The organism is Haladaptatus halobius, assembly GCF_020618475.1.
Lineage (GTDB): Archaea > Halobacteriota > Halobacteria > Halobacteriales > Haladaptataceae > Haladaptatus > Haladaptatus halobius.
This window is the reverse complement of sequence record NZ_CP085339.1, coordinates 121,076-136,218: the sequence shown is the minus strand read 5'-3', so window position 1 is coordinate 136,218 and position 15,143 is coordinate 121,076. Positions and strand designations below refer to the sequence as shown.

At 49.7% G+C, this 15,143-nt stretch carries 16 protein-coding genes and 1 pseudogene; 8 read left to right on the top strand and 9 right to left on the bottom strand.

The features are described 5' to 3' along the window. Positions 1-486: 486 nt before the first annotated feature. On the top strand, positions 487-783 hold the full coding sequence (locus tag LIW51_RS30970; RefSeq protein ID WP_227379889.1) for a HalOD1 output domain-containing protein: 297 nt from the start codon (positions 487-489) through the stop codon (positions 781-783). Between the two features lie 67 nt (positions 784-850). Here LIW51_RS30970 and LIW51_RS30965 read toward each other — a convergent pair whose 3' ends face one another. Further along, positions 851-1,087: a hypothetical protein gene (locus LIW51_RS30965; protein ID WP_227379888.1), complete on the bottom strand. Its 237-nt coding sequence runs from the start codon at positions 1,085-1,087 to the stop codon at positions 851-853. Between the two features lie 331 nt (positions 1,088-1,418). On the opposite strand from LIW51_RS30965, the gene LIW51_RS30960 reads away from it, so the two are divergent. Further along, a complete protein-coding gene (locus LIW51_RS30960; RefSeq protein ID WP_227379887.1) occupies positions 1,419-1,886 on the top strand; it encodes an HVO_A0114 family putative DNA-binding protein in 468 nt (155 codons plus the stop codon). A gap of 468 nt (positions 1,887-2,354) precedes the next feature. On the opposite strand, the gene LIW51_RS30955 is transcribed toward LIW51_RS30960, so the two are convergent. The 3 genes from LIW51_RS30955 to LIW51_RS30945 all read right to left on the bottom strand — a co-directional run bounded on the left by LIW51_RS30955 (position 2,355) and on the right by LIW51_RS30945 (position 4,307). Then, positions 2,355-2,747 (bottom strand): DUF7970 domain-containing protein, encoded by a 393-nt coding sequence (locus LIW51_RS30955; RefSeq protein ID WP_227379886.1) that lies wholly within the window; start codon positions 2,745-2,747, stop codon positions 2,355-2,357. Next, positions 2,744-3,625 carry a ParA family protein gene (locus tag LIW51_RS30950; protein ID WP_227379885.1) on the bottom strand — a complete coding sequence of 294 codons (882 nt, stop codon included), beginning with the start codon at positions 3,623-3,625 and terminating at the stop codon, positions 2,744-2,746. The genes LIW51_RS30955 and LIW51_RS30950 overlap by 4 nt, the downstream gene beginning before the upstream one ends. A 262-nt stretch (positions 3,626-3,887) precedes the next feature. After that, positions 3,888-4,307: a helix-turn-helix domain-containing protein gene (locus tag LIW51_RS30945; protein WP_227379884.1), complete on the bottom strand. Its 420-nt coding sequence runs from the start codon at positions 4,305-4,307 to the stop codon at positions 3,888-3,890. A 131-nt stretch (positions 4,308-4,438) separates the two neighbouring features. Here LIW51_RS30945 and LIW51_RS30940 point away from each other — a divergent pair, with 131 nt between their 5' ends. From LIW51_RS30940 to LIW51_RS30930, 3 genes and pseudogenes are all read left to right on the top strand, one after another. Beyond that, positions 4,439-5,290: a geranylgeranylglycerol-phosphate geranylgeranyltransferase gene (locus LIW51_RS30940; RefSeq protein WP_227379883.1), complete on the top strand. Its 852-nt coding sequence runs from the start codon at positions 4,439-4,441 to the stop codon at positions 5,288-5,290. A gap of 301 nt (positions 5,291-5,591) precedes the next feature. Beyond that, a complete protein-coding gene (locus tag LIW51_RS30935; protein WP_227379882.1) occupies positions 5,592-6,380 on the top strand; it encodes a CPBP family intramembrane glutamic endopeptidase in 789 nt (262 codons plus the stop codon). A 197-nt stretch (positions 6,381-6,577) separates the two neighbouring features. Beyond that, positions 6,578-7,428, top strand: a pseudogene (locus tag LIW51_RS30930) (IS5 family transposase). Positions 7,429-7,505: 77 nt separating this feature from the next. Here LIW51_RS30930 and LIW51_RS30925 read toward each other — a convergent pair. From LIW51_RS30925 to LIW51_RS30920, 3 genes are all read right to left on the bottom strand, one after another. Further along, entirely contained in the window at positions 7,506-8,303 is a 798-nt protein-coding gene (locus LIW51_RS30925) for a DUF7537 family lipoprotein (RefSeq protein WP_227379881.1), read from the bottom strand. A 512-nt stretch (positions 8,304-8,815) separates the two neighbouring features. Next, complete coding sequence (locus LIW51_RS40545) at positions 8,816-9,088, bottom strand: PIN domain-containing protein (RefSeq protein WP_497007415.1); 273 nt, start codon at positions 9,086-9,088, stop codon at positions 8,816-8,818. Between the two features lie 19 nt (positions 9,089-9,107). Then, the gene (locus LIW51_RS30920; RefSeq protein WP_227379880.1) at positions 9,108-10,061 is read right to left on the bottom strand and encodes a universal stress protein; all 954 of its coding nucleotides are present in this window, start codon (positions 10,059-10,061) and stop codon (positions 9,108-9,110) included. Positions 10,062-10,279: 218 nt separating this feature from the next. Between LIW51_RS30920 and LIW51_RS30915 the strand changes: the two genes are divergently transcribed. Both LIW51_RS30915 and LIW51_RS30910 read left to right on the top strand, forming a co-directional pair. Continuing rightward, the gene (locus LIW51_RS30915) at positions 10,280-10,441 is read left to right on the top strand and encodes a hypothetical protein (RefSeq protein WP_227379879.1); all 162 of its coding nucleotides are present in this window, start codon (positions 10,280-10,282) and stop codon (positions 10,439-10,441) included. 164 nt (positions 10,442-10,605) lie between these two features. Further along, positions 10,606-11,280, top strand: coding sequence for a potassium channel family protein (locus tag LIW51_RS30910; protein ID WP_227379878.1), 675 nt, complete (start codon positions 10,606-10,608; stop codon positions 11,278-11,280). A 160-nt stretch (positions 11,281-11,440) separates the two neighbouring features. Here LIW51_RS30910 and LIW51_RS30905 read toward each other — a convergent pair whose 3' ends face one another. Next, on the bottom strand, positions 11,441-13,030 hold the full coding sequence (locus LIW51_RS30905; protein WP_227379877.1) for a TrkH family potassium uptake protein: 1,590 nt from the start codon (positions 13,028-13,030) through the stop codon (positions 11,441-11,443). A gap of 346 nt (positions 13,031-13,376) precedes the next feature. Between LIW51_RS30905 and LIW51_RS30900 the strand changes: the two genes are divergently transcribed. Continuing rightward, complete coding sequence (locus LIW51_RS30900; protein WP_227379876.1) at positions 13,377-13,760, top strand: hypothetical protein; 384 nt, start codon at positions 13,377-13,379, stop codon at positions 13,758-13,760. Between the two features lie 334 nt (positions 13,761-14,094). Here the strand turns inward: LIW51_RS30900 and LIW51_RS30895 are convergent, their stop codons facing one another. After that, the gene (locus LIW51_RS30895) at positions 14,095-15,093 is read right to left on the bottom strand and encodes a DHH family phosphoesterase (RefSeq protein WP_227379875.1); all 999 of its coding nucleotides are present in this window, start codon (positions 15,091-15,093) and stop codon (positions 14,095-14,097) included. Between the last annotated feature and the right edge of the window lie 50 nt (positions 15,094-15,143).

The window sequence follows — 15,143 nt, the reverse complement described above, 5'->3', positions numbered from 1 at the left end:
ACGAGATTCGACACGTCCCATCCGTTTCCGATTCGGATTTCCGAAACCCTGCTTCTCGACAGACAAGCACTGAACAACAGAACTCACACAACCTGTCGGAAAGGAGGCTAGGGAGGGAAAGTCAGCTCTCACGACCAGCCACGGCGACACTGTCGGGTGATGACGCCAGACTGTGTCGTCGTGCTGGCCTCTGGTGAGAGCGTATCTCCACTAACGGCATCGAGGATAAAATAAGTACGTCAGACATTGATTGATTTTATTATACTATTCCATCAAACAATCCCATATAACTTTTATTGGTCTCGATTTTAGCATCGTTTTCTTTCGATTGAGTAAATTTTGCAGTAAGTGGCCGTTACTCAACTAGCTGGAGGGCTAATGGAAAGTATGAACAGTGATACACTGAGAGTCAAAACGACCAGCTGGTTTGGCTCCACCACAGAGCACTCTGGACCGAGTCCACCACCCCAATACGCACTGATCGCCTTGAAGACAATTGACCCTGAATCATCGAGTTCGGAGCTTGTTGTTGATGTAGTCGACGTACTCATTGACGTGATTGAGCCGGCAGCAGGCCAGACCACGCTCTCCCTGTACGAACACGTGAACCCAGATGCGCTCGAAGACATCGTCACAGCAAGCGCGGAGAAAAAGAGTGACGTTGAGGTGCGATTCACGGTCGAGGACTATCTTGTCACCGTCCGCAGTGATAATACCATTCTCATCTATGAACCGATTAGAGCACAACGCGGTACTGGGGGAAACCCATGCCCGGCTAGTTGATCAAGAAAAGCGATTCGATTGACACGATGTATTTCCATGTTAACCCTCACTACCGGGGCCGCCCTTGTTATTCAGATCCGTAATCAGTGAGCCGGAGCTTCTCCTCGACCTCATAGAGATGGCCTTTCATGTAGAGCCGTTCGATAATATCCTCGGCAGCTGGTCGCTCAAGCTCTTCTTCCTCCTTCAAAATCGTATAGGCGTGCTCATATGTGAGTTCGCCCTCATCCGGGAGCCTCCTTGCGAGTGCCTCAAGCGCTTCTTGCGCAAGTGGTGTGAGTGGCGACGTCTCGTTTGGACCCATTCGTACTACCAAATTCGAGGACACGACAGGTAAACCCTCGGACAGAGTCCAGTCGTGACACTACCTGGCTCATTGTGACAAGGGGAACAAGCAGACGCCATGGGAGCATGGGTTGGGATGAGCACAAGAACCCACGTCGCCTGCTGGGTTACGCTAACTGCACTCGACGCTTGGTACCCGACCGATAAAGAGGTCAGCCAACCAGAGCGGAAGTGAAACTGAATTCACGTGAGGAGATTCGCGGCCTCGACGCTTCTCACCAACAACGCCGAGCCGAGAGCGCATCCGCCAAGGCGAATGTTCTTGAGTTAGTACGCAATACTAACCACCAATGCCCAATAAGATCAAACGTTCCGGCGATGGCCTCGCTCTCCAGGTCACAAAGCCTGCCCGAGCCGCTGGACTCGTTGAAGAGACTGACGACGAGCCCACTCGTCTTGCAAACATTCGCGTGTTCGCATTCGACGGTCTCCTCCTCGTCATCGATCTCGACCGAATCACTGATGAGAATATCGTCGAACTCGCAACGTCAGCCGCGCTCGACACCGTCTCGATCCACCGTGTTACAAACGCTTCACTCCAAATTGCAGGGAATGGCTATCAAGTGCAACTCCCCGGTGCTGTAAATGCAGGATTTAACGTCCGTGATCTCGCACGACAACTCGTCCGCGATGAGGGGCAAGTGAGTCGTGACCTCGAAACACTGGCCCGCCATGGTGTGATCAGCTTCGAGACGGATGGTCGTGCCAAGAAGCCATATCTACAGCATGAACACGTGATCGTCGAACCGATTGTATAATACCAGAGGAGTTTGCAATAACGATTGAGGTAGTAGAATTACTGCTGAATTAGACCTAAAACTGTTTTCACTGCCAACTACCGTCGTCTATTCACTTCTTTACTGGCAATGGTGGAGAGAGAGAGTGGTATTTAAATGAAGCTATTATTGGCAGTACTGGCACTAGTGGTCTCCTCATCACCGTGATTTCACCCACTCATTAATTTTCCAGTCGAAATCAATCATTGCCTATTATCGACACTTCACTTTACGGTCTGCCCCGAGATAATCCCCCTCAAGAGAACGTATAGCATTAGTTGGTACAAATACTGTTTGAGATGGATATTTGTAACGGTTTCATTATCTTCGACATTGGTATTCGCTGGAAACTAACGACCTGGTTTAGTAGCGACCTCTGGATCCGCGACTACTGCTTCAACCTTTACTCTTCAACTGTGGAAGAACGGTGTGTCGACTCAGACTTTGCGTCTATGCTCCGTCAACACCGCGTGCGTCAAGGATCAACCGTGTCATCTCTTCGGGATTTTCTGCCGCCAACCGAACCATCGCGTCATGAACCTCACGACTCTCGTGATTCCGAACGCCTGCGTTCCGCAACTCCCGAGTCATCTCTAGGTCACGTGCATCCTCGAACCTCTGCCACGACTCTTCGCGCGCGTAGATACTTCGTCGTAAATCTGGGGAAAACTCGAATGCAGGCGCCTTTCGCGGATCTTTTGGCTCCTTAGATGTTTGCGATTCGTGAGATTCCTGCGATTCGTCCGATTCGAGCGAATCTTGAGAATCGGACGAACTGCTAGAAGTTGGTGGCTTCTCTGCTTCCTCATTGATTGCATCTTCGAGATCGTCAAACGCCGTCATTCGTGCACCACCTCTCCGCGCTCGACGATTTCAGCGAGTTCGTCGTAGGCTTTGAGTTGATCGCAGGTCTCATCGTAGTCTCGAAGTGGAACGCCTTCATCGTGCGCCCTGTCGATCGCCGCCCGGTGGCGAATCCCCGGCAGATTCCCGTTTTGCTTCCCTTTGTTGATCGCTACCCAATCGTCGTCAGTCACACGTGCATAGTTCGGCACGAGCTTCGATACACCATCCCGACTGTTGATCTCCTTGAGGAGCGAACGGTCGCGCGTGTCCTGATCGATACGATCTTGTAAGTCTGTGGGTGTGATTGCGAGGATGTTCAATTCAAAGTACTGCCGTGCTTCTTGCACGAGCCGTTGAACGGTGCTGGAGAGACCGCTTTCGTACCCACTCTCTGCGCGAAGGGGGATGATGATGTTCCCCGTCGCGTACATCGCGTTGTCGTTCAGCTTCCCGCGGTTCGCTGGACAGTCGACCACGATATAATCGTACTCGTCACCGAGTAGCGGATTGATGAGATTCTCCTTGAGTCGTGTCGTTCCCATCGTCGCCTCCTTTAGGCCACTCTGGACGTCTTCGAGCTGCACGTGCGCAGGGAAAATGTCGAGTCCCTGGGTTACTGTTTGAATGTATTGCGTTGGTTCCTCACCGTCAATGAGAACGGCTTCGGCGTGGTTCTCTTCGGCACTATATTGGTCCGTGAATCCGAGATTCTGACTCATGTGGCCGTTGTCGTCGAGGTCGACAACAAGAGCTGAGCCGTTTCGATGAGCTAACTCACGAGCCAGGTTAATCGCCGTTGTTGTCTTTCCGAACCCGCCTTTGAGCACGCCGACAGAAACGGCGCGCGGTTCTCCGCTATTGTGTTCCTCTGCCATGATTAATCCTCCTGCACTCTACGAACTTTACGAATCGTGAGGATCGTACGAATCGCTAGCATTCTCCGAATCCTGGAGTTCGTAAACTTCGCGAGTGCCTCTGCTCCAATCATCTCATGGTGATTGTATAAATGTTATGTGCGAATCGTACGAATTCCGAGAATCGCAAACATCGCACGAACTTCTAACATCGTAACTCGCATTATACCCAAACTCATCCTGGAAGAGCGGCAATAACGTGGGTGCACCATCTAAACGTATGCTAGTTTATGTGGAGTCGCGATAGTTGCGTCATGGTTGCATCTGTCCATCTGTCCAACTCATGTTGTAGCCACTCCGTGGTTTCTGCGAGTGATTGAGCGACGTGAAGATATTTGACGCCTCCATTAGAGACGGTGCGTGGATACCGAGTCACCAAGTCCTGTTCGTACAGCGGTTTCAGCTGTTTCCCGATCGTACTCTGATCGCGGTCAAGAATTTCAGAGATTTCAGCTATTGTGCTGTGTGGATGATCGAGAATAGTGAGATATACACGGGATGCTGCTATATGGATCCCACAGACCGTGGCCATCGTCTCCGCGAGCTCCAAATTAGATTTCTTCTCCAGTACCTGCTCGAACGTCGCTACTCGTTCATCTGGGAGCACTGCCCCCTCTGTCAATTCATTGTCTTCTATCTCCATATGTGAGAGGACTAGTGACAGATAATAGGTCTTTCTCACACACCTACTGAATCGTGCTATGGAGTCTATTTGTCCGAATTGGCTAGGTATGTTTCGGGCTCTTTATTGGACGAGCACAGAAAGTCGCTGGTGTGTCGCTTGATGAGTGTATTCAAGGACTCATAGAGCTTATCCGCCCAGGCAATGCCATCGCCTCCGGCGTACTGACGTTCACTGGTGCATTCGTTGCTGAAGGCAGTGGCATCCTTCATCAGATGGGAGCCGTCAGTGCAGCAACTCTCACTACGATTCTTGCCACGGGTGCAGGTATGGCGATCAACGACTACTTTGACCGCGATATTGACCGGATCAACAACCCCGAGCGACCAATTCCTCGCGGTGCAGTTGCCCCTAGAACTGTTCTCGTCTTCAGTGTGGTTCTCTTTGCCGTTGCTGGGGTGCTCGCCTTGATGCTCCCACTGCTGGCAACTGGTATTGCGGTACTTAATCTTGTTGCGCTCGTTACGTATACAGAATTCTTCAAAGGGTTACCGGGGGTCGGTAATCTACTTGTGTCATATCTTGGCGGGAGTACATTCCTGTTCGGTGCAGCAGCCGTCGGCCAGCTAAGTTTAGCAGTCGGTATTTTGTTCCTCTTAGCAGCACTGTCGACGTTCGCACGAGAAGTCATCAAGGACGTAGAGGATCTTGCGGGCGACCGCGAAGAAGGGCTGAATACCCTTCCGATCGCGATCGGTCGACGGCCAGCGCTCAGTATTGCTATAGTGGTTCTACTGCTTGGGATGCTCGCAAGTCCCGTGCCGTATTTCATTGGAACGTTTGGCGTAGCGTATCTTATCTTGGTCGCACCGGCTGTTCTCGTCATGCTCTACTCTGGATATCGAAGTTTTGACGACCCAGCGGGTGGTCAGTCACTGCTGAAGTATGGGATGTACATTTCAGCAGTGGCCTTTATCAGTGGACGCCTGACGCTTCTTCTGTAAAATATCTGTGTAGAATCCTCCACGAAACCACTAAAGAAGAATCGCTATCTACCTGGGCTTGTTGAAACCCCAACCAGGAGATAGGTTTTGACGGGTGTGCTGAATAGAGGGCGCATATGCAGCAAGAGCACTCGAAACCAGGTGATGCTGCGTCGGTTAGCGCGAGTAGATTATTACCACGTCTCGCTAATGAGCAGATTGGATGAAGCAATCAGTAGACTCTATTATTCACTACTCACCACTGGGAGTGTTCTTTGTATTAGCATACGCCATCTCGTGGGCATTTATTCTACCATGGTCGGTGAGCGAAAATTCCGTTGGCTTGGGACTATTGCCGTATACACTACCGAATGCCTATGGCATCGTGATGTACGTGCTAGCACCGCTAGGACCAGCTCTCGCGGCAATTCTCGTAACTGCGGTGATAGAGGGACGGGCGAGTGTGCGTCGATTACTGGGACGGATCAAACGGTGGCGAATCGGCCTTCGCTGGTATGTAGTCGCTCTGTTCGGGTTTATGTTCGCGTATATCGCAGGGTATGTCGCTGTTCTCGGAGCAGATCCACTCAGGGCGCTACTTGAGAACTGGCCCCTCTTCTTCACCATCTTCCTTCCCCTCGTGCTACTGGGGATTTTCGTGCCGGGGATCGGTGAAGAACCCGGCTGGCGCGGCTTTGCACTCCCACGATTACAAGAGCTATACGGCCCAGTACGGGGTACCCTCGTTCTCGGCACGCTCCACGGCCTGTGGCACCTTCCAGGATTTTTCACGCCGTTCCTCGGTCCGTTTACGGTTGATGGATTTGCCGCATTTTGGCTGACTGCCATCGCGGCCACGTTCATTTATACGTGGGTCTTCAACGGAACCGGTGGCAGCCTCCTCATCGTCATTCTCCTCCATGCTGCTGGGAACGCAGCGAGCGGGTTTCTCACACCGGTCTTCGATGACTTACCCTACGGTGGCTGGGCCGCCACCATCATTGATGGTGGTGCGTTGAACGTAATCGTTTTTTCCTCGATAGCGGTACTCCTCGTAGTTCTCACCAGAGGACGCCTCTCCTATCGAGCAGAAGAATCGATTGCCTCATGAGCCGACGTCTCGCACCCTCGATCGGCGGCCATCGTCACCAACTGCGCCGTGGTTTGGAAGCTCGATTTTTCAGCAAAAGCTACCTCCGTGATTCATACAATCTCTGTATTCGGCACACGAATCCCATCAAAGGCAAAGGATTTGGTCTTGTTGAAATCCTCGCTGACAAACATGACTGGTGAGTAGCTAGAGGGTAGATGGATACTCTCCCGAAGTCACGACTCCTTCGATTCGTCGAACGGGCTATGGTGCTGGCTCGCCGTGCTGTCGCACGGTTTTCGACTCCTATTCACGGAAGCAATTTACACTCCGCCAACACGTCGTCCTGCTTTGTCTCAAGGTGAAGAAGACGACCACGTACCGCGACCTCGTTGATGAACTCATCGAGATGCCTCGCATTCGTGACGCCCTCAATCTCGATTCAATTCCCGTCCCCTCGACACTCTGCAAGGCATTCGCCCGCTTGGAGATGGCCGTCTGGCGGGTTCTGCTGAACGTTTCACTTGTGGACTTGCCGCTGAACGGTGTCGCCGGCATCGATTCGTACGGGTTTGAGCGAGCTCATGCATCAACCCACTACACGAAGCGAACGAACCTCACAATCCAGCAGTTGAAAACGACGCTGTTGGTCGATACGGCGACCAACGCAGTGCTCGACATTCACGTAACGACGACACGAAAACACGATACGCAGATTGCGCCACAGGTGGTGAAACGGAACGCGGAATCTGTCACGGTGTTAACTTGTGACAAGGGGTGCGACGACCAGAAACTCCGTCGGCTCGCCCGTGATTGCGGTATTCGACCACTCATCAAGCATCGAGAGTTTACCTCGCTCCACAAGGCATGGAACGCACGGCTGGACAGCGATCTCTACCATCGGCGAAACATGAACGAGGCAGTCAAAGCAGCGATCAAACAGAAGTTCGGTGCGTTCGTACGGTCACGCCGTTGGTGGAAGCAATTCCGCGAACTCGTCATCAAGTGTGTCGTCTATAACTTGGAGCAAGCTCTCACCATTTCACACAAGGAGGGGGATTGGTCGTAAGTCCGAGAAGAATGTGCTGCTGAATACAGAGGATGGATTGATCAACCGGGCGACCCGGTCGGTATCGAGCCGAGTAGTTACGACCCCACCGTCGTGTTCGCCGCCCAGTCCGGTTTCTCGACGTCGGTGCTCCCCACGTCAGACAGGGTGTACGCCTTCGTAATCCTCCGGGTGTGGTAGTCGGCCCAGACGAATTCGTACTCATAGTGGCGGATGACGCCGTCTTCGTCGAGCAGGAGTGTCGCTGAGAACTCCTCGTACCACGAACTCGCGTTCTCGCCTCCCGCCAACGAGTCGGACAGCGCGTCAACGCCGGTGGCCTCGTAACGCATCACCGGAACGCCCTGGAACGTCTCGACGCCTTCGCGCTCGTAGGTGGCGTCAATCGCAGCAAACGCGAGCTGGCTTCCGCTGTCGTTGTTGAACCATCCGCGCCAGAGATACCGCTCGCCCGACTCGTTGAATACCGGGGCGCGAGTAGGATTCACTACCGACTCGTTCTCCGTCCGGGACAGGGCGTACTCCGTACTTCCGTTCGAGTAGATGGAACGGTTCCCCGAAAAGTAGCCGGTGGTGTGTCCGAGGTACTGTGAGGCGCCGGGCTCGACGAGAAAACGGCCCGTGTCGTTCATGTACGTGAAGTTCTTCTCTGAAGGGCGGAGAACGCGGTCCTTCCGGGTTTTCTCGGTTGAGAGCGTGAAACTCGTGTTCGCCAGCGCGGTCGCGTGGGTGTCGAACACCGACTGGTCGATGGCCGACGCGTTCGGGAACTCGTCGGGCGACGGCCCGTTCCCGCCCGTGCCTGAAAGTCCAGTACATCCCGCGAAGACCAGGAGGGCGACGACGGCGATCGCTGAGAGCGGAGACGCATGCATAGGCGACTATTCAAACACCTCATATTTAATGTTGATGGGTAATTCCACCTCTCGGATACAGGGCGATGCCACCCTAACCCGGTGTTGTGACTCTCAGGAGAATCAGTCCCGAACCGATTGCAAGATACGCGCTATGTATTCATCACGGCTTGTGGAACCTATCACCGATTGAGAGTTTCAACAAGGCCTCTCGTATAGCTTTTGTAGATTAGATATTCGTCTTTACACCTATTTGAATATGTGCATATTCGAATTTGCGGATAAGTAACCGTCGCAATCTGACCGAGATATCTCTGAAGTGGTAATTAAGTTTCGGAACATTCTCTTCCCCAGTAGGAGGCATCGAGGAGCCGATCTATAGATAATTTACGAAATTCAGTATGGATGCTCAGCCGCACATCTATCTTTTCGTCTATTCAATATTCCAATAGGTGTGTTCTATTTCTGAGTATCAACACCGCTATTGGGGATATTAAGTGTTCTCGGGCCACTGCGTCACAATGAGAACGGCATCAATTTTCAATACATTCGATGAGGTTCCAAATATTGAAGACACGGAGATAGGCTTCGTAGTATGTGTCAGCGAGGACGGTTTGAATCGTCTGTTCGGCATTTTTGTCATCCATTACGATGCCGATATCATCATGCTCAGTCGAGGCTAGAATCATGATGGCTGTGCCAGCTAGGCCAGCGTCTGTCTTCCGAAGTTTATCTGGTGGGATTTGCTCGATCTTCGAGAGGCGTTGCTGAATTTTCGTGGCTAGAGATAAGCGTATCCTCGGCACTGGATTTTCGGTTGCGCGGTTATGTTGCTTTTTGTTTGGTCAGTAGGACTGTGTTTTGCGCCCCAAGCCGCACCTGTTCAGGAAGCGATCCGAAGATGAATTGCCGGAGCAGATTCTCGCGCGTCGCCCCGAGAACAGTCACATCATAATTGTTTGAGCGCGTAATGAGTTCTTCTGCAACGGTTTCTGTTCGGACGAGGGTGGTGCCGACATCAGAGACATCAGCAAGCATTGCTGCTGCCTCGTCAACGATTGTCTTTGCTGCTTCGACAGCTTCCTCAGATGCGTCTGGCGGTATTCCATGGAAAATATCGACTCGTGCACCCGTTTCCAAAGCAATAGCACGCGTTGTTTCGACGGCTAACTCCGAGTGGGGACTATCAGCGACGGCTGTTAGTATTCGTTCGACGTGCTCTGATGGTGATCCCAATTCCTCAACAAAGGGTTCTCTGCCGAATCGCTCGACGAACACATCACACGGTGCATTGCTAAGAAGCTGTTCAACCGTGTCTCGTTGAAACAGCCGGCGTCGCTGGCTCACTGGATTTCGAGTTCCCAAGAAAATCGCATCGTGCTCTCGTTGATCAAGCATCTGATGAATAGCTCGAATTTCCTTATGCGCAAGACAAACTCGACCCTGAATCGAAATTGTAGAGTCTTCAGATACGGAGGCGAGGAGCTGTGTGACGTTGTTGCGTGCTTCTTCGACTTGCTCTTCGTTCAGAACATGAGAAAGTGGTGTTTGTTCTGGGTAGAGTACGATATTAACGAGGTATAGTACTCCGTCGTGGGCTCGCGTGATTGTGTGAGCTGTTTGGAGCAGTCGTTCAATATCTCCTTCTTCACGGGTTTTGAGATTGGTGTCAAGAATTGGAACGAGAAGATTGTATTGGTCGTCAGGGACGTCAAACTCTTCATCGCCAATGTAGATCGCTTGGTCAATATTTTGTGTAGTCTCTTTTTCGGAGTCCATGTACAGAGTAGCACGCTGAGCAACATGAACCTGAAAGACGCATGAGAAACAAAACAGTGATCAACTAAGGGTACAATATCAAAAATGTTTCATCTATTCTATTGAAATCTCTCACCGACATGCGGATTCAGTCAGCCGTTTGGCTTAGTCGCTTAGCAACGGCGGCAAAAACATCCTCTGGCCGACGAAGATGAGTAGAAGTATTCTTCTCGGAACAGATGGCGCAGATCCACACAGCGGACAAGAATGATAGAAACGACCAAGCGGACACAGATGCAGTGACGGAAGACGTTGACGGGGAGTTCGACATTCTCACGTCGGCGTTAGCGATCACGTCTACTGAAGATGAGGGCATCATGGAGGAGATTACGATAGTGTAATCAAATTCTTGCACGTGTGAAATCTATAATCATCCCTGGGGAGTTATTCGGCTCCATTAGCATTCTTCGGGTAAAAAGATTAGATAGGAATTCTATCGTGATGAGTCACCAACGAGTGGGCCAGATGCGTAATACTCTTGCAGTGTGTCGGCTAAAGATCCATTATGTATTTGATCAGCGTTGGTGCTGGCGATATCGGTTCTCGTGTGCTTGACGTAGCTACGAGACAGAATCATGAGGTCGTGGTGATCGAAAAAGATCGAGTGCGTGCTGAATGGGCTAAGTCAAACTATGACGTGACTGTCATCAATGCCGACGCTACTAGCCATGACGTATTTGTAGAAGCAACCCCGACAGAAGCCGACGCGATCATCAGTACAACGGAAGAGGATGCGACGAATCTGATGGTAATGATGCTTGCTAATCGATTCGAAATTCCCACTTTAGTTAGCGTTGTTCATGATCCAAAGCACATGGATTTCTTTGAGGAAATCGGTGTAACGGTTATGGAGAACCCACAACAGGTGATTGCCAAGCGACTAGTCAATTCGATCCAAAATCCTGCCGTAGAAGATTTTCTTCAGTTAGAAGGTGATGCAGAAATATTCGAGGTTTCTGTAGAAGAAAATGCGCTAATAAACGGTGAATCAATCCGTTCAGCCCAAAAAGAAGGGCTCATTCCTGCCGATTCTTTTATCATTGCTATCGAGAGAAATGGAAAGACTATCTCCGCTCAGGAGGATACCACGTTCAAAACTGACGATATCGCTACTATATACTCCCAAAGTGGCACAACATCTGACATTATGAGGATTTTTGAGGATGAGAACGAAGTCTAGCAAACTTCACCAGCAATGCTACTTAATTGAGTCTTGTCTGCCGTGACGACTATTATTTGTGGCCACAGTTTTCTTTAATACCTCTGTCTTCTGTCTCTCCCAATGTCAAGTGTTATTATAAACAATTTCCACCGTACATTGGCGTTAGTTTGTGAACAAATCACCGGCTAAATCCTAAAAATAGTGCACGGAAGAACACGAGAACAGGAATAATTTCCAGACGACCAATCCACATCTGGAAAATAAGAACGATCTCTGCAGCGACAGGCATCGTCGGATCAGTAATACCTGAAGAAAGTCCAACGGTACTCTGTGCAGAGGCGACTTCGAAGAGTGTGTCAGCGAGCGTATATTTATCTCCAACAACACTGGTCAAGACGATAAGGCTAATTATGAGGGTAACAATATAGAATAGCACGAGAAGGGTCGCTTCGGTAGTTTCACGATTCATCTCTTCGCGCGAGAGTCGCTCTCGACCAAGATTAAGCTCGGGAATTTCATGTTCTGTGAAAAATACATTCTGAATCTTCCATGTGAATCCTTTGCCGATGATATAGGCACGGATAATTTTGATTCCACCTACTGTCCCACCAGCGGAACCACCGATAACCATCGCTCCTGCGACGATAAAAACTATCGCAGCAGCTGGCCAATCACCAATAGGAGCGCTTTGGAAACCCGTGGTTGTGATGCCACTAATGTACTGGAAGAGTGATTGACGGAACGCTATCGACGTTGAGTATTGTAAGACTGACAAGAGGGTTAACACGGGGACTCCGAATACGATGAGTATGATGAGCCATCGAGTTTGAGGGCTCTGCAGAAGTTCTGAAGTGTCCTTCTCGCGTATAACCGCATAGTAGACTGGATAAGCGATACCACCGAGTATCATTATAGGAAGATACAATACCTCAATAATATACGATTGATATGTTGCAATACTGTTGTCGAGGATGCTGAACCCGCCCGTCGAAATTGCAGTCATTGCATGAGTTACTCCCCCCCATATCGCTCGGGAAATAGTATAGTCAGGTTCGAAGATTGCGAGTACCACTGTGAGATAAATCGCCGCAAAAATCGTAACTCCTAGATAGAGCGTCCAGAGTTCACGAAGAGTTCCGAGAACGCTTGGGCGAAGTTTCCGCTCTCGCGCTTCACTCTGGAAAAGCAAATACCCACTCATTCCTGTAGCTTGGCGAATCACAACGACAGTGAGCAGTATGACTCCCATTCCACCGATCCATTGCATGAGCGTTCGCCACCAGAGGAGGCCTCGAGGGAGTGACGGTTCGTGTACGGCCATTGTCAGCCCCGTTGTGGTCCACCCACTCATCCCCTCAAAGAGTGCGTGTAGTGGGTTCAGGAAGTTGTAGACACTTGAAGAGTATGTCGCACCAGTAGGGAGATACGATTCAATTACTCCTGTTGGAGTTAAATACGCTGTAAGGAAGAATGGAAGCGAACCAAAAGCAGCAGTGATGAACCATCCTAGACCTGCGATAATCATTGCGTGTTTCACTTTGGGGTCAGGTGCATCGCTGAATACCCAATAGAGAATTCCACCAAATGTGCCTGTGAGAAGACCAGAAAGAAAGAAGATACCTGCTTGATAAAATTCTCCAAAAATGAGAGTTACGATAATGCTAGCAAACATCAATCCTGATTGGATGAGCTGTAGTGCCCCAATGTTCCTCAAAATGATTTTGAGGTTGCTCATCCGGCCAAGTTCGAAGGAATCATTAGTCGCCATTTTCTAATAGAGTTCCCTTCCACTCTCGAGGGTCAGACTGATGGTGGCTCTTCCTCCAAATAATGGGCGCCAAATTTTATTGCTTCGGACTAGGAGTGCCATCCCTAGTTCTTTTTCGCTTCGCCATCTCAAATAAGTCACGACCGGGGGTTCTCTATTATTCTATAGCTAATAGAAGTATAGAGCCATCAGTAATCAGGGTCGATGAATAAATCAACTTATTTAAGTAGATTTGATAATAACAAGTGGGTAAATAAGGATATAAATATAATAAAGATTATATTTATGTTATGGAAAATATCCCTAACAGAAAGGCCTACCCATCTCTATCTCAAATAACACAATAATGGTGCAGAATGTCTCCGTACAAGGACTCGAAAAGCAGGACGATCGGGAAGTAGAGACCAGTGATAATTCACCTCGTTATGAAGAGCATTTAGTTGTGGAGATTGGTGATCGATTAGAGAAAATCCCAGTTACAGATGTTCACCTTTCCTCATTCGGATACAACTCTCAACAGAAAGACGAACCAGATCCAATTTCATTTAATCGAGTATTTCTGGATGGGAACACACTTCACGCCGAAAGATGGCTCAACGAAGATACTGTTCTAGAGCTCCTTCGTCCTAGCTCTGGAGGTCCATGGGAGATCCACCGAATTGAACATGCTCCAAAAGAACGTACTTTTACGACAATTTGGGAACGAGATACTCCACAGGATAGTAATTGATGACCCAGACTCTATCTACTTGCCATGATACACAGGCCATATAGGCCTCATCCTTGAATCGTGATCTAACCACATCTTACAAAAAGAGAATGATACAACATTTCTGTTCGTTTTGTTTATAGCGCGAGCGAAGCAGTGATGTTCGCGACAAGTATCTGAGGAGAACTACATGAATTGCAAAGCGTGCTCAGTACGAAGCTTCGGGTTTATAGCCGATACAGGATGTGTGCGTTCGCAACGCAAGTCAGGCAAATCTGAGCGACCCCAAGTAATCCCTTCATTGAACCATCACCGTGACGTGGAAGTCACTAACGACCAATATAGACTGTCTCGCCTATTTTCTGTCGTCTAAATTAAGGGCTCCGAAGAATCGATTTGCAACGACCGTAAACAGCTGCTCTTCAATCGCAACATCTGCTGCGCTACTTTCTGCAAAAATTCCAAGGGGGAGTTGACCCCCTGCTCGATCGGGATGGCCACCAGCAGATCCGAACGAACCGAATGCCTGTTCAACTACGTCCCCAATATCGATTCGTGGATCAAACGACTGTGCACTCAATCGGAGCTGCCCATCAACAATACCCATAACGAGTACGGTTCGAATTCCTTCTAGTCGAAGGAGATAGTTTGCGGCCTGTGGGAGTGCACCACTTTCAGTGGTTCTCCCAATACTCGAGACAAGTGTTGAACCTTGCTTTTCTCGATGGTTTATCGCTCGTCCAATTGCATCGAGTGTCGATGGCGTTAACGACGATCCGTATACTTCTTCTATTAGATCAATATCGGCAGTGGGATAGAGAGTTGTTGCTGCTTTGTATTCTGCGAGCGTTGGGTATCGGACGTGGTCAAGTCGCTCGTGGTGAATTGCAAAAAGCAGTGCAGACATGATGAGTGTTGATGGCGTCGACTCTTGGTCATCAATGTATTCTGTAAGGATGGTTGAAGTCGTTCCGTAGTCAGAGCGACTATCAACAAACGCTACGTCCGTATTTTCTCCAACTTCTTGCGTATCAATAACAAACTCGACAGGAACATTGTCTGGAAGTCCGATCGGCGTTCCAGAAACGGAATGATCGATCAAAGCGATACAATCGTACGATTTGAGATCCTCTTCACGAATTCGCTCAAGTGCAATTTCAAATACATTGATAAAGGAGAGGACTTCTTGATGGGTAATATCCCCTTCGTAGAAGATTGTAGCCTCTTCAACTCCTGACTGCTCTGCGATCCATTGGAAAGCTGATGCGCTCGCAAGACAGTCTGGATCCGGTTGATAATGGCACACAATAGCTACTGAGTCAATATCCGCTAGCTGCTTTTGTAACTCAGACATCTTTTTCATGATGTCTACTATAGTAGAGTACGTATACGAAGATATCGACT